This is a genomic window from Paracoccus mutanolyticus, from assembly GCF_003285265.1.
Classification (GTDB): Bacteria; Pseudomonadota; Alphaproteobacteria; order Rhodobacterales; family Rhodobacteraceae; genus Paracoccus; species Paracoccus yeei.
The window spans coordinates 931300-947891 of record NZ_CP030239.1 but is presented as its reverse complement, the minus strand read 5'-3'; the positions used below and the strand labels follow the sequence as shown (position 1 = coordinate 947891).

Below are 16592 nucleotides of genomic sequence, written 5' to 3'. Positions count from 1 at the left end.
GCCCGCCGGATTGCCTAGCGCGTTTGGGTGCCTTGTCCCAGGTCCAGGATGACCTGCCATTCGGCGTCGGACACCGGCTGCACGGACAGGCGCGAGTTGTTGACCAGGACCATGCCGGCCAGCCGGGGCTCGGCCTTGGCCTCGTCCAGCGTGACGGGCCGGTTCAGCCGGGCCACGGCGCGGACATCGACGCATTCCCATTTCGGGTCCTGCGCGGTGCTGTCGGGATGCGCCTCGGCCACGACCTCGCAGATGCCGACGACCGCCTTGCCGATGTTCGAGTGATAGAAGAAGCCGCGCTCGCCCTTTTTCATGGCGCGCATGTTGTTGCGGGCCTGATAGTTGCGCACGCCGTCCCATTGCTCGCCCGTCGCGCCCCTGGCGATCAGGTCGTCGAAGCTGAACACGTCGGGTTCGGATTTGAAAAGCCAGAAGGCCATCAGCCGATCACCTTGCGCCATTCGCTGACCTCGACCGAGGCGAACAGGCCCGCCTGCGCATAGGGATCCTGCGCCGCCCAGTCGGCGACCGCGCCCAGGCTGTCGCCTTCGACGATCAGCAGCGAGCCGCAGGGCTTGCCGTCCTCAAGGAAGGGGCCGGCCAGCAGGACGCCGGGGTTTTCGCCGACATAGGCCAGATGGCGCTCGCGCGTGTCCATCCGGGTTTGCAGGTGGTCGGGCTTGTCGCGGCAGATCACGGCGAACAGGGGCATCATTCCTCCTTCAGGGGGCGGTTCAACAGGATGTCGGGCGCATGTTCCACGGCGATGCGCCCCTCGGCAAGGCCCGCGACCAGGCGCGACAGGGGCAGCTCGATCCTCAGGCGGGGCGCAAGGGCCGCGACGGCGCGGGCGGTGGCCGCGCCCTCGACCGTGGTGCCGGCGCCGAAATCGCGGCCCGCGCCCAGGGCCAGGCCATAGCGGAAGTTGCGCGACTGCTGCGAGGTGCAGGTCAGCACCAGATCGCCCAGGCCCGAGAGGCCGGTCAGCGTTTCGGGCCGCGCGCCCAGGCGGCGGCCAGCCGCGCCATCTCGGCAAAGCCGCGGGTGATGACCTGGCGCGCGCGCTGTCGCCATAGCCCGCGCCGATGGCCACGCCCGCCGCGATGGCGATCACGTTCTTCAGCGCCCCGCCCAGTTCGGCGCCCGCGACATCGGTGGTGCGGTAAAGCCGCAGCGTCCCGGTCGAGAGCCGCGCCTGCAGCGCCTGCGCCGCCTTGGCGTCCGCGCAGGCCAGGGTCAGGGCGGTTGGCAGGCCGCGGGCGATATCGGCGGCAAAGCCCGGGCCGGTCAGCACCGCGACCGTGGCGCGCGGGCAGGCCGCGCGGATCAGCGCCGAGGGGCCTTGCAGCGTCGACAGGTCGATGCCCTTGGCGCAGCTGACCAGGTTGCGGCCATCCAGCAGCGGGGCGTGTTCGGCCAGAAAGCCGCCCAGCACCTGTGCCGGCAGCGCCAGCAGCAGGGTGTCGGCGGTGCAGCCCCGATCCGGTCGGTCAGGGTCAGCGGGTCGGGCAGGGCGATGCCGGGCAGGCGCGGGTCTCGCGTCCAGTCCAGGCCACGTCGCGGCCCCACAGCGTGACCGGCCCGCGCGCGGCCAGCGCCACGGCCAGGGCGGTGCCGAAGGCGCCCGCGCCGATGATGGCGACGCCGCCGCTCATGCCTTGGCCCCGCGCTTGCCGGTGCCCAGCATCGGCGCGGCGGCGCTGTCCAGGGGCCAGCGCGGGCGGGCGGCCAGGTCCATGCCGTCGCGCTGACCGGCGCGGAACGCCTCGATCCCGGCCCAGGCGATCATCGCGGCATTGTCGGTGCACAGCCGCAGCGGCGGCGCCAGGACCGCGCGCCCGCCGCCTCGGCCACCGCCATCAGCGCGCTCCGCAGGGTCTGGTTCGCCGCGACCCCGCCCGCGACGGCCAGCACGGGAACCTGGGTCTGCTCCAGCGCGCGGCGGGTCTTTTCGGCCAGCACCTCGGCCACCGCCGCCTGAAAGCCCGCGCAGATGTCGCGGCGGTCCTGTTCGTGCAGGCCGCCCTGCGCCGTCGCCAGCGCGTCGCGCTGGCGCAGCACCGCCGTCTTGAGGCCCGAAAAGCTCAGGTCGCAGCCCGGCCGGCCCAGCAGCGGGCGCGGAAAGGCAAAGCGCCGCGCATCGCCGCCCTGCGCCGCCGCCTCGACCGAGGGGCCGCCGGGCTGGGGCAGGCCCAGAAGCTTCGCGACCTTGTCGAAGGCCTCGCCCGGGGCGTCGTCGATGGTGCCGCCCAGCCGGGTGAAATCCTGCGCCCCCCGGACCAGCAGGAACTGGCAGTGCCCGCCCGAGACCAGCAGCATCAGATAGGGAAAGCCCACGCCGTCCGTCAGGCGCGGCGTCAGCGCGTGGCCCGCCAGGTGGTTCACGCCGACCAGCGGCAGGCCCGATCCGGCGGCGAGCCCCTTGGCCAGCATCACCCCGGACAGGACGCCGCCGATCAGCCCCGGCCCCGCCGTCACGGCGATGCCGTCCAGCGCGTCCAGCGTCACGCCCGCCTGCTCCAGCGCCTGCTCGACGCAAAGGTCCAGCTTTTCGGCATGGGCGCGGGCGGCGATTTCCGGCACCACGCCGCCGAAATCGGCGTGCAGCGCCGTCTGGCCCGCGACGACCGAGGACAGGATCGTCCCGTCGCCCCGCACGACGGCGGCGGCGGTGTCGTCGCAACTGCTTTCGATCCCCAGAAAGGTCGGTGCCATGCTTGTCCTTGTCCGCGAAAGGCCGGTGGCCTAGGCATGTCCCACTAGCACCCAAGCGGGCCGAATGCCATGCCGCCGACCATCCTGATGACGCGACCCGAGGCCGCGGCGCGACGCTTTGCCGCAGGGCTGGGGCCCGGCGGGCCGCCGGTCGTGATCGCGCCGCTGCTGCGCATCGTGGGGGTGGCGCATGACGCGGCACGGCTGGCCCGGCGCGCGGGCTGGCGCTGACCACGGCCGCATGCGGTGCGCTGGCCGGGGCCGGGACGCGGCCGGCCCGCGATCCGGTGGGCCCTGCGACGGCCTGCGCGGCGCGCGCGGCGGGGTTCGACGTGACCGAGGGGCCGGGGGACGCGGCGGGCATGATGCCCATGCTGGAGGGCCTCGGCCCGGGCTGGCTGCACCCGCACGGCGCCCATGTCGCCCGCGAACTGCCGGTGCCCGGCATGGTCGTCTACGACCAGCGGGCGCAGGCCCCAACCCCGCAGGCGCTGAAGCTGCTGGCCGGCGCGGGGCCGGTGATCCTGCCGCTGTTCTCGCCCCGGACGGCCCGGCTGGCGGCGGCGATGGCGCGGGATGCCCGCGCGCCCTTGTGGGTCGCGCCGATCAGCGCGGCGGCCGCGGCGGCATTCGATGCGCCCTCTGCGCGCCAGGCGCTGGCGCCCACGCCCGACGGTGCCGGAATCCGCGCCGCCCTTGCCCGCCTGCTGGCGCCGGAACAATCGTGCTGACGGTGGGTTGAGGCGCACCAAGGCGGGGACTAGACTGCGTCGGAACGAACGATCCGGCAGGCGATCCGCAGGCCGCCGGGTAACAACACCCGCCTGCACAGCGCCATCGGTTACATACGCCGAACGAAGCTGAGGAGGCTTTCCACGAAACCTTGAATGCTGCCGAAAAAGCAGCCTAATCAGTGAACCACAAACTCTCCGGCCCGGGGCGAGTCCAAGGCGCCCGAGACGGCAGCAGCCGTGCCCAAGCCCGCCATCGAATCGACGCTGGTGGGCGACGCGGCCAAGGGCAAGCCCGCCGCCGCGCGCAAGGCTGCCGAGGAAAAATCCAAGCCCAAGGCCGACACCGCCGCCGAGGCCAAGGCCGCGGCCTCCAGCACAGTCCCTGCCTCGGGCCGCCCCGATCCGAAGTCGTCCTCATCCTCGCCATCGGGCGCGCCCCCCGTTTCCGCGACGACCACGGCCGCGACCTCCGCCCCTGAAAAGGTGGTCGAGGTGCGGCGCGGCGGCTTTCTTCCGCTGGTCCTGGGCGGTGTCGTCGCCGCGGGGCTTGGCGCCGGTGCGACCTTCTGGGTGATCCCGCATCTGCCGCCCGAATGGCGCCCGGTCGCGGCCAACGGCCGCCCGATGAGGCGGGCCTTGCCGCCGCCCGCGACGCGCCGTCGCCGCCGCCCGCAGCGAGGCGCAGGCCGAGATCGAGGCCTTGCGCAACAGCGCGGCTCAGGCCGGTGCCGACGCCGCCCGCCAGGCGCTGGCCGACCTGCCCGCCGCGCCCCCGGGCTCGATCCCGCCCGCGCTCGAGGATCGCATCGCCGGGCTGGAACGCGGCCTGACCGACGTGACGAACCGCCTGCAACAGCAGCCCGCGCCCGCGCCCGCCCCGACCGTCGACCCGGCGGCGCTGGATGAATTGCGCGGCCGGCTGGACCAGCGGCCGCCCGGATCGAGGAACTGGCCGCGCGCCCGACGGTCGATCCCGCCACCGCCGAGCAGGTCCAGACGCTTGCCTCGCAGGCGCGCGAACTGCAGCAAAGCACCGAGGCTGCGAACCGCCAGGCCCAGGCCGCGACCGCCGCGGCGGCGCTTGCCACCGCCTTCGAGGCCGGCGCGCCGCGCGATCAGGCGCTGGCCGATCTGGCCGCCGCCGGCACGAGGTTCCCGAGGTCCTGAAGGGCGAGATCCCGCGCCTGGTCCAGCTGCGCGCCGAGTTTCCGGCGGCGGCGCGGGCGGGGCTGCGCGCCTCGCTGGACGCGGTTGCCGAAAGCGAGGGCACGATGGGGCTGATCGGCAACTTCCTGCGGGTCCAGACCGGCGCGCGCTCGGTCGAGCCGCGCGAGGGCAGCGATCCCGACGCCATCCTGTCGCGCGCCAATGCGGCGGTCGAGGCCGGCGCCATCGCCACCGCCCTGGACGAGATCGCGACCCTGCCGCAGTCCGGGCAGAACGCGATGAAGTCCTGGACGGACCGCGCCCGCATCTGGGTCGATGCCAATACCGCGCTGGCCGAGCTGGCCGCGGGCGGCAGGTAAGGGGCCCGTCATGCTGCTTTCCGCGCTGAAAATCCTGATCTTCTTTGCCGTCGTCCTGTGCCTTGCGCTGGGCGCGGTGCAACTGTCGGAAACCGGCCACGCGCTGCGGCTGGTCTATGCCGGCACCGAATACACGCTGGGCCCGGTGCAGGCGCTGAGCGCTGGTCCTGCTGCTGGCCGCAGGCTGGATCGCCTTCAAGGTGCTGGGCCTGGCTCTGGCCTTCATCCGCTTCCTGATGGGCGACGAAACCGCCATCGACCGCTATTTCGCCCGCTCGCGCGAGCGCAAGGGCTACGAGGCGCTGTCCGAGGGGATGCTGGCCGTCGCCTCGGGCGAGGGGCGGCTGGCGCAGGACAAGGCGGCGCGCGCCGCCAAGTTCCTGGACAAGCCGCATGTGACGAACCTGTGGCCGCCCAGGCCGCCGAGACCGCGGGCGACAACCGCAGAGCTTCGAGGTCTATCGCACCTGCTGTCGGACGACCGCACCCGGTTCGTGGGCATCCGCGGCCTGATGCGCCAGAAGCTGGACGAGGGCGACACCGCCACCGCCCTGAAGCTGGCGCAAAAGGCCTATGCGCTGAAGCCGCGCCACACCGAGGTCCAGGACATGCTGCTGGAGTTGCAGACCCGGCAGGGCGACTGGAAGGGCGCGCGCGCCGTGCTCAAGGACAAGCGCAAGCAGGGGCTGTTGCCGCAGGACGTGCATATCCGCCGCGATGCCGTGCTGGCGCTGAAGGAGGCCTCGGAAGTGCTGGCCGAGGGCAATTCGATCAGCGCGCGCGAGGCGGCGATTTCCGCGAACCGCGCCAGCCCCGACCTGATTCCGGCGGCCGTGCTGGCGGCGCGCAGCTACATCGCGCAGAACGATTTCCGCAATGCCAGCCGCGTCCTGCAAAAGACCTGGTCGGTGCGGCCGCACCCCTCGGTCGCCGCCACCTATGCCGAGATCGTTCCGGACGAGACCCCGGCCGCCCGCCTGCGCCGGTTCGAGGACCTGATCCGCCAGAACCCCGAACACGAGGAATCCAAGCTTCTGCGCGCCGAACTGCTGCTGGCGGCCGAGGATTTCCCGGGCGCCCGCCGCGCGCTGGGGGACATCCCGGCCAAGCACCCGACCGTGCGGTCGCTGTCGATCCTGGCGGCGGTCGAGCGGGGCGAGGGCGCGGACGACGCCCTGGTGCGCGCGACTTTGGCCCGCGCCATGACCGCCAGCCGCGGCCCGCAATGGGTCTGCGACAAGTGCCACAACGTCATGGCGGACTGGGCCCCGGTGTGCGACAGCTGCGGCGGTTTCGATACCCTGACCTGGCGCGAGCCGGACAGCGCCACCGCCTCGGCCGGGATCGCTCCGAACGGGGTCGAGCTGCTGCCCCTGCTGGTCGGTGCGCCCCAGGACAAGGCGAATGGAGACACGGCGCCCCACGAGGCGCCAGCCGGTGGCAAGATACCGGAGGCCGCGGAGGCCTCTGCCGCGTCGCGGCCCGCCCCGGCCAGTCGCCCCGGCATGGTCGAGCGGGACGAGCCGCATGCGCCTCCGCCAAGGCACGCCCGGCCCGTCGTGGTCGAGGTGCCCGACGTGGCCCCCGGCATGGTCCCGCGCGAATCCGACTATCGCCGCCCCTTGGCCGAGGCCGAGCCCGCGATGACGGTGACCGACCCCGAACCCCTGCCCACACCCCCGGCCCAGCCCTCGGCCGTGCCGCCCTCGGCCGTGCCGCCCCCGCCCGAGGCGGCCCCGGCCAGGATCGCCGCCGATGCCGACGTCCTGCCCGTCCGCCCCGACGTCGAGCCGCCCGAGGAGAGTGCAAACTTGTCGGGGAAAAGTCGCTGACCCCCCTTTTCGCCCGCGCCGGAACCTGCTATCCGGCGCGGCACATAGCGGAACGCCGGTGTAGCTCAGCTGGTAGAGCACGTCATTCGTAATGATGGGGTCGGGGGTTCGAGTCCCTTCACCGGCACCACTAAGGTGGTGAAATCGCTGGAAAAAGGCCGTCCGTTCAGGCGGCCTTTTCCTTGCGCGTGTCGTGGAACCGCTGTGGAGCCAACTTGAAGCTGTAACGCGACAGTGTTAGCGCGATCCAGCTTTGGCAGAACGGCGAACTAGGTTTGGCACGAAAATTTTTCGCTCGCCCTGCCAGGATCCTCGCGGCTGGGCTCTCTTCGCCTCTCATCCTGACACCCGAAACGAATGTTGGAGATGGTCGCGACCTTCCAACTGGCCATGGCTTTGTTCTGTTGACCGGCACCCCACGACAGCGACGACCGCGACCGAGGCGATCGCGCCCTCTGGATCGGCCGCGCCCGGCCTCGATCGCCCATCACAGCACCGCCCCGGGCTCACGGCCGCCTCGAGAGGCCGATGACCATGGCCCGGCGGTGCTCAGGGCCTGGACCAGCTCGATCCGCATAGTGCTGCCGACGGCGACCTGGCTGCCGGTCAGCAGCCAGTGGCCACGCCGATCCGGCATGAGCGGTCAGGATGGCCGCCCAGTCAAGGGTCGCGCCGCGCCTCGGCCGTGATCAGGCCTCGGATTATTGCGGCAGCCCGGAGAAGCGGCGGCCAGGAAGGTGCGAGGCCGCCGGAGCCGTGTCCGCGGCCCCGGCGCCGAGCTGGCGCCCCGCTGTCGCCCATATCGGCCAGGACCGGCCCGCCGTGTCGAACCCTGACCGATCGGTCGAGCATGAAGTCAGCCCTTAGGCCATCGAGTGCCATCTCTGGGCTTTCACTCGCGTTCAGCATGGGCGGTCCATCCGTCGACCATTAGGGTGGTTCAAACAAGTGCAGCCCATTGGTTGGGAAGGTATAGTTCGATGAATGAATGTTCTGACCGGCAGATGTCCCGCCATTGTTGGTCCAGGCATAGATTCGGTTAAACGCCGATGTCAGGCGGAACTCATGCTCGAGGATCTGCACAGCCGCCTTGCTGGCGTGACGATCGAATGCCTGGACTGGTCCCCTAAGCCCTCGCATCCGAAGCAAGCCCTGGCTCGGTTGTCGATCCCGATCCGCCCTACTGGGGCTGCGAGGACGACTACGGCAAGGCGATGTCCGAGCGCGCCGACTTCCAGCGCCTGGCCCAGGTGATGGCGGGCATCAAGGGCCGGTTCCTGCTGTCGCTGAACGACGTGCCCGAGGTTCGCGCGATCTTCGCCGGCTTCGAACTGACCGAGGTCCGCACGACCTACACCATTAGCGGCACGCGCAACGATCCCGCCGGCGGGCGCGCCGACTGCGATCGCGAACTGGAGCTTGCCTGGGGCGTCGACAGCGTCTCGGTCGCTGATTCCGACAGTCTGCCAGTTCGGAAACCTCCCCGTTCACGGTTTGACATGATATTGGATACTGCGTATACAAGTCACGTTGCGCGCCGATACATGAGCCTATCTGTCGGGCAATCATGGGTCAGGCGCGGGTCTGGGGGAAGCCTATTTCGGAAAGGTGCCGTCATGAAATGCGCAACGCCACGTTTTCTCCACTCTTTGCACTGCATCGCGGCTCTTTTCCCTAATGTTACCGTATGCTGCCCGATGCGCGGCGGATGCGGGCCGGAGGCGCTGGGCTATGCCGAGCCGGGGGCCTTCCACCGCGCCTTTCTCAAGCTCGAGGGCACGACCCCGGCCCGTTACCGCGACAGCGCCGCCGGGGCCTGAGGCCGGCAAGGTTCCGCCGAGGACCAGATATTTGTCGCGGGTGCGGAATAATCCCCCCACCGCCAGCCGTCCCGGGGCGGTTCAAAACTCCAGCTTCAAACGGTCCAGTTTCCGGGGATCAGATCACTACGATCCGGGCCTTTGCCTGGTGCAGATCTTTTCTGTCTATCCTGTCTGGAGCGCGCACGTATGGACAGGTGTGGTTTTCACGTTTAGTTTTATGTTTGGTATTGAACGGCGTTTCGAGCCTTATCGAGCCCGATAAGGTTTCCGGTGACACTCTACTATCGTACAACCGAAGACAGTGGCCAAGTGGCGCAAGCGGGCGACAGATCGAGGATCTGAAGACCGGACCGAAGGAGCCCCGCTCGACCGTTCTGAGCCAGGCGGAGGAGGCGATGGTGGTCGCGTTTCGGCGGCACACCCTGTTGCCTCTGGACGATTGCCTCTACGCCCTGCAGCCGACGATCCCGCACCTGACCCGCTCGGCGCTGCACCGCTGCCTTCAGCGACATGGTATTTCCCGCCTGCCCGATGTCGAGGGCGACAAGCCGAAGCGGCAGCGCTTCAAACGCTATCCCATCGGGTTCTTCCACATCGACATCGCCGAGGTCCAAACCGCTGAGGGCAGGCTCTATCTCTTCGTGGCCATCGACCGCACCAGCAAGTTCGCCTTCACCCGGCTGGTCGAAAAGGCCGGCAAGATGGCTGCCGCCCAGTTTCTGCGCGATCTGGTCGCCGCTGTTCCCTACCGGCTGCATACTGTGCTGACCGACAACGGCGTCCAGTTCACCAATCACGCTCACCACACATACGTCTTTAATCGCGTCTGCGACGAGAACGGCATCGAGCACAGGCTCACCAGGATCAACCATCCCTGGACTAATGGACAGGTCGAACGGATGAACCGGACAATCAAGGAGGGTGAAGCGGATCAGAAAACGATCCGGAGGATCGTTTTCCCGCTGAACGTCAAACGCTTCCATTCCGACAGCCACGACCTGTTGCGCCGCCATCTCGCCGACTTCCTGGGGGCCATGCTTGTCCGCAAGGATGGGGGCAATGAATGGCCCGCGCCTCGCTACCGGCGGGCGGTCTTTGAGCTCCACACCGCGGGGGACAGCCAGGTCGCCACCACCACGGTCGAGCGCATGGCCGATCTGTGGAAGCTCGAGGCCGAGGTGCGCGGCCAGAGCCCCGAGGCCCGCGCCGCCGCGCGGCAGGCCATCTCCGCGCCCATCGTCGCCGAGTTGTTCGCCCTCTGGCAGCAGACACTGCCCCGCATCTCGGGCAAATCGAAGCTGGCCGAGGCCATCCGCCATGCCATCGCCCGGCGCGACATCTTCGAGCGCTTCCTGACCGACGGCCTGATTGAACTCGACTCCAACATCGTCGAGCGGGCTATCAGGCCCCAGACCATCACCCGCAAGAACAGCCTCTTCGCTGGCTCGGACGGCGGTGGCCGCACATGGGCCACCATCGCCACCCTCCTGCAGACCTGCAAGATGAACAACGTCGATCCTACGGCCTGGCTGACGCAGACCCTCGAACGCATCGCCAACCAATGGCCGAGCGCCAAAATCGACGTCCTCATGCCTTGGAACTACACGCCCTGAACGGCATCAGCTTCCCGCTTACAAAAAGCGGTGACGCAGGATCATCCTGATCTCAGCGTCCGGCGGCAATGCAGCCTGCTGTCGCTGGCGCGCTCCGGTTTTTACCATCAGCCACGCGGTGAAAGCGGTTGGACGCCCTTTTCGATTTTTTGTCAGGCAGGGCGGCTCCAACAACCGCCGCGGTGAATGCCGAGGCGGTGCAAAATTTGTCGCCCAATTCAACGGGATATCATGTTTCGCAGGGCCTTTATGATGGCCGCGGCCTTGGCTGCCGCTCGGTGTACAGTCGCCGTGCAGGCCGAGGACAGGCTGAAGGTCGGGACCGAGGCCAACGGCCTGCCGTTTTCCTTCGTCGATCCAGCGGCCGGTCAGCCAGACGGGTTCATGGTGGATGTGATCAAGGCTATTGCCCGGCACGAAGGCTTGGCCACCTCCTGGAACAGGGCCTCTTGCTGCCGAAGTAATAGCGGATCAGGGCCTGGTTGACCCCTGCATCGGCGGCCATGTCGCGCAACGACGCGCCCGAGAACCCGTGTTCGGCGAAATGCAGCTCTGCGCTATCCAGGATCTGGCCGAAGCCGGTGATCTGCGCCGCTTTCGCCATCACCGCCAGTTTCTGAAGTTCTGCGGCATGGACCATGGACCTGGCGACTATGCAATCCGGCGTGTTCCGCGGACGAAGCAAGATCTCGAAGTATGGAAATGCTCGCCTGCGTCGCACACTCTGGCTGGCAAGTCAGGCCGCCGTGCTGAAGCCCGCCAACAGCTTCCGCGACAAGTTCGTGCCGAGCGATCAACAGGATCGGCACGGGAGGACCGCCGACCCGTGCCCCAGGGCAGGAATGTCCAAGGGATATCGCGGCTTGGCAAACGAAGGCCCTTGGTCCTAAGGTTGTGCTCCGATCGACCAGACCGTTTGCAGGCATGGATCTCAAGCAACTTCGCACGTTTATCATGGTGGCCGAAAGCGGTCCCATGAGGTCAAGCAGCTCAGAACTTTTTCAGCCGGTGAAGCGAGCTCTTACCTCGTCGTTTTTTATGGGTATCTCAGACAGGCCCGATCGTACCGCAGGTTCGCTGCTGTTGCCACCGCGCTTGGTCTGTTCTGGGCGATCCTGCGGCCGATCATCGGCGACGACATCAAGGCCCAGCTGGGCGCGACCATCGTCCATCGCTGCTGCCGATCCTGTTCACCGCTGCCGTGGTCCTGCCCTTCGCCTTGCCCGAGGTCGGCATCGGCCAGAAGCGGTATCTAGCGGCGATCTTGGGCCTGGCATCGCTTTGCCGCCTATCAGGCCGAGATCTGCGCGCCGGGTTTCAGGCGGTCGGCCGCGGCCAGATGGAGGCGGCGCAGGCGCTTGGCATGACATGGGCGGACGCTGTGGCGGGTGATCCTGCCGCAGGCGGGGCGGCGGATGATCCCGGCCTTCACCAACCGCGCGGTCGAACTGGCCAAGATGACCTCGATCGCCTCGGTCATTACCGTGCCCGAACTGATGTATCAGGCCAAGATGCTGGCAGCAGAGCTTGCCAGGGCTACACGCTGGCGGCCTACTGGTGAGAGCGGCCAGCTGGCTGCTGCCGCTGGATGGAACGACGCTGGCCCGGGCGTCATTGAGGAGGGCTGGCCGCTGATTGAGTTCGAGAACCTGCACAAGAGCTTCGGCCCGACCGAGGTGCTGAAGGGGCTTGATCTGACCGTCGGAAAGGGCGAACTGCATCGCCATCCTCGGCTCCAGCGGATCGGGGAAAACGACCATGCTGCGGTGGTCTTCGGCCGGTAAAATGGATTGGCAAGCAACGCACCGTCGCGAAATCCGGCATCACAAGCAGCCCGATCGATCTCAAGCCGTGTGCGCGACACGGGCTGAGGCCTGCGTTAAACTGCTGAAAAGGCGTGGATTTGCGAAGGCCGCGCCGGTAAATTGCGAAGGTTGCGAAGATGTCGAAAAGCTTCATGGGCGTGCGCCTGCGCCGGTGCGCGAGGAACGCGGCCTTGCCCTGCTGGACGGGTTGGGCTGGCGAACAAGGCGTGGCCTGGTCCGCAATCGCCGCCATCTGGGTCAGCAACAGCGCCTCAGTCGCGTCCTGCGTGGCTCCATGCTGTCCACGCGCCATCCTGTTCGACGAACCGACCTCGGCGCTGAATCCTGAACTGGTGTGCGATGTGCTCACGATCATGCGCGACCTGGCGAATGAGGCATGACCATGGTCGCGTCACGCATGAGACGCCTTTGCCCGCGACGTGGCCGACCGGGTGCGGATGATCGATGGCGGCGAGATCGTCGAGGAAGGCCGCGGCAGGAGCTTGCCGCCAGCACCTCCGACCTGCCGAAGAGTCTGCGCTTTCATCCCGATTGCTGGCATCCCAGCGCTCAGCGTGCGCCTGCCATGGTGGCCCGGATCGATGGACTTCCCCGGCTGGCGGTGCATCGGACCTAGATCAAGGCCGATGATGGCAGCGTCAGACATCGACTTCTACTCTCGTGGTGCTGCATGTCGACTGTCCCTGACCACTCCAGGCTGGATGCCCCGGAGTGACCTTCTCGCCATGACGCATAGTGAGCTGCTGCCGGTTTGATGGACACGAAGATAAGATCGTGACCAAGGAACTGGAGTGCAGATATGACGAGACGGAAGTTCAGCCGCGAGTTCACAGTCGAGGCCGTGAGGCTGGTGACGGACCGGGGCGTTGCAGTAGCGCAGGCGGCCCGAGACCTCGACGTTGCGGAGAGCGTGCTGCGCCGCTGGATGCGGGAATTGACTGCAACACCGGTTCCCGGGAACGGGCAGATGCGGGCCGATCTGGCCGAGATTGCAGCTTTTAAAGACCGATCGGTGTTCGTCGCTCATCACTGCAGTTAGCGCCGATGATAGAACTGCAGTTAGCGCAAATGCATAGAAGGTCTGCTCCTCGAACACGGCGATGGTCTGGCCGTAGTTCGAAAGGACCTCGTCGATAGCGCCAAGGTCGTCGTTCACCAGCGCCTGGCGGCTGATGGTGATGCCGACGCCATAGGAACTCAGGTGTGGCCTGGCTGGTGAACCGATGTTCGAGCTCGGCAATGAACATCGTCGGCACGCCGTAAAGCGCGGTGCAGCGTTCGGCCTGGACGGTTTCCAGCGTGGCCAGCGGGTCGAAGCCCCGCCACGTCGAGCACGGGCACATACCGCGAGAACGTGTCGACCACGGTTAGAACCCGCAACTTCTTGCCCGTCGCCATCGGTCATGCACGAATATCCATGCACCAGACCTGATTGGGGCGGGTGATGGCGAGGCCCCTGAGAAGGTAAGGGTAAATCTTGTGCTCTGGATGCTTCTTGCTGGTCTTTGGCTCCTGATAGATCGGCACCAGACGCATGGCTTCATCAGCCGGCTTGATGGATGCGATACACTTTCTTGACGTTGATGATGCGAACGGCATTTTTCCACGAGTACGGTTGCCGCCTATCAGATCTGACCCCTACCAGCTTGCTGGGTGTGAGGCCCATGGCCCTATCGTGCCCAACGAAAGCGACAGGCCCGACGACGCCGATCCAGGATCGGCGCCTCGACGTCATGCGCATGGGTCTGACTTTGCCGCGACCTCCGCCGGATCTCGTCGGATACTCGCCACGGCAAACAGGTCCGTAAACGTTCCGCCGACGTCGATTCCGACCCTCCACATGGCGGCCTCACCCCGGTAGGCCCGCCCGAGATCGGCAGTCGGCCCCGCTTTTCGGCAATCATGCGAAACCAGGAATCGCGACGACCTGTATCGGTGCCGAACGGATCGAGGAAGCCCCGCATGTATCGTCGGCATGGCCGCCGATCTCATCCGCCATGGTCGGAACCAGGATGGCATCGATCGCGTATAGCAGCCTGCAGCTCCAGCGGGTCTCGGCGGCATGACTCCCCCTGCCCTCCTGGATCAGTGTCGGGCGGGTGGTTTGCCCCGCCTAGGCCGCAAGCTGAAGCCGCCGGCCCGCGGTCAGCGAGATCGGCCTTTCCGGCGCGGCGATGACCAGCGCGACGGCCCGCGGCTGGCCCGGCACGGTTCCGACCCCCAGCCAACAGGCATCGCCTTGTCCAGGCTGTGCTTGCCCGCCCGATCAGCGCGCCCCCCACAGCGGGGGGAATTCGCGGATTTGCGGATTGTACGCGCTGGAGCGGCGTTTCGAGATCTTTCATGGCCTGTTCCCGTCCTTGATGCGCGCCGGCCGGGCCGGGCGGTCCACCAGCGCAACGGCTTCTGTCAGCGGCTTCGTCGGGATAGTGATAGCGCAACTCGGCAGCTGGAAGGCGCATTGTTCGGCAGTCTCGACCGTGCGGCGGCGGGGGCTTGTGTAGACGGCGGCGATGCCCCGTCCCGCCAGCCGCCGTGCCAGTGCCGCCGTGCTGGTCAGGCGGCCGTTCGTCGATGGCGTCGATGGTGCAGCCCTCGCGCAGGCAGGTCAGCACATCGGCCACGGGCCGCCGGTCGCCCGATGCACCAGCACGTCGCCGATCGCGACCATGGCGATGCCGGCGCCTTGCGCCAGATCGGCCAGCTGGTCGATCTGGCGGTGGATCGCGCCCGCCATAGCCCGGTGCGGCGCCCAGAAAGCAGCGTCCGGGAAAGCTCCCTGAAAGAAGGCCAATGTAGCGCGGTCTGAAGCCAACTGCACCAACGTCTCCATCTGGTCCGGCAGATTGGGCGCCGATTGACATCTGGGCCGACGGCCTCGAGGTCGGCGCGATCGATGTGGCAGCTGCCCTCCCGGGCGCGGCGCTTGCCCAGCGACAAAAGCCAGGCCAGGCGCGACCAGGCGGCCACATCGCCAGGCAGCGCCAGCCATTCGATCGGGCTATTGGTCAGGCATAGCCGGGTGCTGGCGATCAGCCGTGGCAGTGCCTTGTCCGGCAGGGCAGCCCTCGGGTTGGCGGTGACCGCCTGCGGCAGCACCTGCGGACTGGAATGGTCCATCACCTGCTGCGAGCGGATCAGCGGCGCCTTTTGCGCCGCCCGCCGGGCCGCGGCGGCCCGATCGCAGCCGGACATGGATCATGTCCAGCGCCAGCATCGCCAAAAGCGAGACGCCGACCAGCGGGAAGATCGCGCCGCCGATTGCCAGAATGACCAGGAGCCCGCGAAACACCCTTCGGTCCTTGGGCAAGGGCGGCACGCCCAGCGAACCCGCGGGCCGGCGCTTCCACCACATCACCGCCGCCGAAACCGCCAGCAGGACGATGGCCGCGCAGGCCGCAAGAAGGATGGCCCGGTTCAGCCAGCCGAAGGTCTGGCCCATGTGCGTGTTGATGCCCCATTCCAGCCATTTGCCCAAAGGGCCGTAATCGGCATAGCTCATGTCCAGCAACGCCTCGCCCGAATACTGGTCCAGATGCACGACGCGTTGCTGGCTCAGGTCGTCGGGATAGACCGAGCCGCTGAACACGCCCTCGGGCTTTTGCGGCAGGCTGACGGCATAGCCGCGATGCAGTCCCAGGGCATCGAACCGGGCGATGGCATCATCCAGCGTGATCGGCACCCCGTGGCCCGTGCTTTCGGGAATCTGCGCCTGCTCGAGCGACCATGAGGTCTTGGCGATCTGGTCGAGCGTCTCGCCGGACATCGGGACATTCACCCGCACCCCATCCGGATAGCCGAAATTGCTGCCATTCGCCCATTCATTGACCTTGCCGCCCCAGACCCCCGACCAGGGCATTCCCGTGATTGCAAGAAAGACGATGAAGACGCCGACAAAGAGCCCCGTCACCGCATGCAGGTCGCGCCAGAACACCCGCCGATGCGGGTTGCCCCGGACCGAGACCACGCCGCCCCTCTGCCCGCGCGGCCACCACAGATAGATGCCGGTGCCGACCAGCAGGATCGACCAGCCCGCCGCGATTTCGATGATATAGCGCGCATAGGTTCCGAAATACTTGAAGCTGTGCAGGGTGCGCACCGTCCACATCAGGGTCGATCTGTCCGGCATCGCGCCCAGGACAAGCCCGTCATAGGGGTTCACATAGACCGCCATCTTGCCCGCCTCCGTGGCAACCGTGATCTCGGTCGAAGCCCCCGCATCGGCGGGGTCGGTATATTTCACCGCCTTGCCCGGCACCGCGTCCAGAGCCGAGGCGACCAGGGCCGAAGGCGCCAGCCGCTGGCTGTCCTGCACCTGCACGCGCTTGAGGTCGGCATGGAACCAGTTGTCGATCTCGTCGTGATAGACATACAGCGCGCCGGTGATCGAAAGGGTGATCATGAAGGGCAGGACCAGCAGCCCGGCATAAAAATGCCAGCGCCAGACAGCCCGGTAAAGATCGCTCAGGCCCATGGCCGGGCGAGCGGAAATGCTGGAGTGAGACATCTGTCCTCGCATCTGC

General features: G+C 67.7%; 15 protein-coding genes, 1 tRNA gene and 9 pseudogenes. 15 read left to right on the top strand and 10 right to left on the bottom strand.

The window, feature by feature from the left end; translation table 11 throughout:
• Window positions 1-14 precede the first annotated feature (14 nt).
• From DPM13_RS05200 to tsaD, 4 genes and pseudogenes are all read right to left on the bottom strand, one after another.
• Window positions 15-440: an EVE domain-containing protein gene (locus DPM13_RS05200; protein WP_112887585.1), complete on the bottom strand. Its 426-nt coding sequence runs from the start codon at window positions 438-440 to the stop codon at window positions 15-17.
• Window positions 440-712 carry a YciI family protein gene (locus DPM13_RS05195; protein ID WP_223252365.1) on the bottom strand — a complete coding sequence of 91 codons (273 nt, stop codon included), beginning with the start codon at window positions 710-712 and terminating at the stop codon, window positions 440-442. Before DPM13_RS05195 ends, DPM13_RS05200 begins: the two co-directional genes overlap by 1 nt.
• Window positions 712-1655, bottom strand: a pseudogene (locus DPM13_RS05190) (NAD(P)H-dependent glycerol-3-phosphate dehydrogenase). The gene DPM13_RS05195 and the pseudogene DPM13_RS05190 overlap by 1 nt, the downstream one beginning before the upstream one ends.
• Window positions 1652-2715: pseudogene (gene tsaD, locus DPM13_RS05185) on the bottom strand (tRNA (adenosine(37)-N6)-threonylcarbamoyltransferase complex transferase subunit TsaD). Before tsaD ends, DPM13_RS05190 begins: the two co-directional pseudogenes overlap by 4 nt.
• A gap of 69 nt (window positions 2716-2784) precedes the next feature.
• On the opposite strand from tsaD, the gene DPM13_RS22285 reads away from it, so the two are divergent.
• The 10 genes and pseudogenes from DPM13_RS22285 (at window position 2785) to DPM13_RS26640 (ending at window position 10729) form a co-directional block, all read left to right on the top strand.
• Window positions 2785-2946, top strand: a complete 162-nt coding sequence (locus DPM13_RS22285) for a hypothetical protein (protein ID WP_223252364.1) — start codon at window positions 2785-2787, stop codon at window positions 2944-2946.
• A gap of 56 nt (window positions 2947-3002) precedes the next feature.
• Entirely contained in the window at window positions 3003-3446 is a 444-nt protein-coding gene (locus tag DPM13_RS05180; RefSeq protein WP_223252363.1) for a hypothetical protein, read from the top strand.
• Between the two features lie 240 nt (window positions 3447-3686).
• Entirely contained in the window at window positions 3687-4355 is a 669-nt protein-coding gene (locus DPM13_RS19635) for a hypothetical protein (protein ID WP_145963314.1), read from the top strand.
• Window positions 4352-4975: a COG4223 family protein gene (locus tag DPM13_RS19630; protein WP_145963313.1), complete on the top strand. Its 624-nt coding sequence runs from the start codon at window positions 4352-4354 to the stop codon at window positions 4973-4975. The genes DPM13_RS19635 and DPM13_RS19630 overlap by 4 nt, the downstream gene beginning before the upstream one ends.
• Window positions 4976-4985: 10 nt before the next feature.
• Window positions 4986-6807: pseudogene (locus tag DPM13_RS05165) on the top strand (heme biosynthesis HemY N-terminal domain-containing protein).
• Window positions 6808-6861: 54 nt separating this feature from the next.
• Window positions 6862-6937 (top strand) — tRNA-Thr (locus DPM13_RS05160).
• Window positions 6938-8021: 1084 nt separating this feature from the next.
• Window positions 8022-8627, top strand: coding sequence for a hypothetical protein (locus DPM13_RS05155; RefSeq protein WP_112887582.1), 606 nt, complete (start codon window positions 8022-8024; stop codon window positions 8625-8627).
• Window positions 8516-9598 (top strand): annotated as a pseudogene (locus tag DPM13_RS24815) (IS481 family transposase); the annotation flags it as partial. The gene DPM13_RS05155 and the pseudogene DPM13_RS24815, both read left to right, overlap by 112 nt.
• Window positions 9590-10243 (top strand): annotated as a pseudogene (locus DPM13_RS22275) (IS66 family transposase); the annotation flags it as partial. The pseudogenes DPM13_RS24815 and DPM13_RS22275, both read left to right, overlap by 9 nt.
• 186 nt (window positions 10244-10429) lie before the next feature.
• Window positions 10430-10729, top strand: a complete 300-nt coding sequence (locus DPM13_RS26640; RefSeq protein ID WP_112887581.1) for a transporter substrate-binding domain-containing protein — start codon at window positions 10430-10432, stop codon at window positions 10727-10729.
• Here the strand turns inward: DPM13_RS26640 and DPM13_RS05140 are convergent.
• Entirely contained in the window at window positions 10647-10847 is a 201-nt protein-coding gene (locus DPM13_RS05140; protein ID WP_223252362.1) for a TetR/AcrR family transcriptional regulator, read from the bottom strand. The genes DPM13_RS26640 and DPM13_RS05140 overlap by 83 nt on opposite strands.
• Here DPM13_RS05140 and DPM13_RS05135 point away from each other — a divergent pair.
• From DPM13_RS05135 to DPM13_RS05115, 5 genes and pseudogenes are all read left to right on the top strand, one after another.
• A pseudogene (locus DPM13_RS05135) lies at window positions 10800-11025 on the top strand (IS110 family transposase); the annotation flags it as partial. The gene DPM13_RS05140 and the pseudogene DPM13_RS05135 sit on opposite strands and share 48 nt — an antisense overlap.
• 606 nt (window positions 11026-11631) lie before the next feature.
• Window positions 11632-12027 (top strand): hypothetical protein, encoded by a 396-nt coding sequence (locus DPM13_RS26635; protein WP_189654843.1) that lies wholly within the window; start codon window positions 11632-11634, stop codon window positions 12025-12027.
• Window positions 12028-12185: 158 nt separating this feature from the next.
• Window positions 12186-12449, top strand: coding sequence for a P-loop NTPase family protein (locus DPM13_RS25770; RefSeq protein ID WP_189654842.1), 264 nt, complete (start codon window positions 12186-12188; stop codon window positions 12447-12449).
• Window positions 12446-12685: a DUF7146 domain-containing protein gene (locus DPM13_RS27620; protein ID WP_112887578.1), complete on the top strand. Its 240-nt coding sequence runs from the start codon at window positions 12446-12448 to the stop codon at window positions 12683-12685. Before DPM13_RS25770 ends, DPM13_RS27620 begins: the two co-directional genes overlap by 4 nt.
• A gap of 183 nt (window positions 12686-12868) precedes the next feature.
• Window positions 12869-13060, top strand: a pseudogene (locus DPM13_RS05115) (transposase); the annotation flags it as partial.
• A gap of 105 nt (window positions 13061-13165) precedes the next feature.
• Here DPM13_RS05115 and DPM13_RS27615 read toward each other — a convergent pair.
• The 5 genes and pseudogenes from DPM13_RS27615 to DPM13_RS05095 all read right to left on the bottom strand — a co-directional run.
• Window positions 13166-13225: pseudogene (locus DPM13_RS27615) on the bottom strand (hypothetical protein); the annotation flags it as partial.
• Between the two features lie 170 nt (window positions 13226-13395).
• Window positions 13396-13506 (bottom strand): annotated as a pseudogene (locus DPM13_RS26630) (DDE-type integrase/transposase/recombinase); the annotation flags it as partial.
• A 904-nt stretch (window positions 13507-14410) separates the two neighbouring features.
• Entirely contained in the window at window positions 14411-14584 is a 174-nt protein-coding gene (locus tag DPM13_RS26625; RefSeq protein WP_397246276.1) for a hypothetical protein, read from the bottom strand.
• 93 nt (window positions 14585-14677) lie between these two features.
• Entirely contained in the window at window positions 14678-14890 is a 213-nt protein-coding gene (locus DPM13_RS19625; RefSeq protein ID WP_145963312.1) for a PHP domain-containing protein, read from the bottom strand.
• Between the two features lie 180 nt (window positions 14891-15070).
• Complete coding sequence (locus tag DPM13_RS05095) at window positions 15071-16576, bottom strand: PepSY-associated TM helix domain-containing protein (protein ID WP_112887577.1); 1506 nt, start codon at window positions 16574-16576, stop codon at window positions 15071-15073.
• Window positions 16577-16592: the final 16 nt, after the last annotated feature.

Bases quoted from the DNA above. Each gene is read 5' to 3' on its own strand.
- DPM13_RS05095 (WP_112887577.1), bottom strand. From the start codon at position 16,576: ATGTCTCACTCCAGCATTTCCGCTCGCCCGGCCATGGGCCTGAGCGAT.
- DPM13_RS05195 (WP_223252365.1), bottom strand. From the start codon at position 712: ATGCCCCTGTTCGCCGTGATCTGCCGCGACAAGCCCGACCACCTGCAA.
- DPM13_RS26640 (WP_112887581.1), top strand. From the start codon at position 10,430: ATGCCGAGGCGGTGCAAAATTTGTCGCCCAATTCAACGGGATATCATG.
- DPM13_RS27620 (WP_112887578.1), top strand. From the start codon at position 12,446: ATGACCATGGTCGCGTCACGCATGAGACGCCTTTGCCCGCGACGTGGC.
- DPM13_RS05140 (WP_223252362.1), bottom strand. From the start codon at position 10,847: ATGGCGAAAGCGGCGCAGATCACCGGCTTCGGCCAGATCCTGGATAGC.
- DPM13_RS05155 (WP_112887582.1), top strand. From the start codon at position 8,022: ATGTCCGAGCGCGCCGACTTCCAGCGCCTGGCCCAGGTGATGGCGGGC.
- DPM13_RS05200 (WP_112887585.1), bottom strand. From the start codon at position 440: ATGGCCTTCTGGCTTTTCAAATCCGAACCCGACGTGTTCAGCTTCGAC.
- DPM13_RS19630 (WP_145963313.1), top strand. From the start codon at position 4,352: ATGAATTGCGCGGCCGGCTGGACCAGCGGCCGCCCGGATCGAGGAACT.
- DPM13_RS22285 (WP_223252364.1), top strand. From the start codon at position 2,785: ATGCCGCCGACCATCCTGATGACGCGACCCGAGGCCGCGGCGCGACGC.
- DPM13_RS25770 (WP_189654842.1), top strand. From the start codon at position 12,186: ATGTCGAAAAGCTTCATGGGCGTGCGCCTGCGCCGGTGCGCGAGGAAC.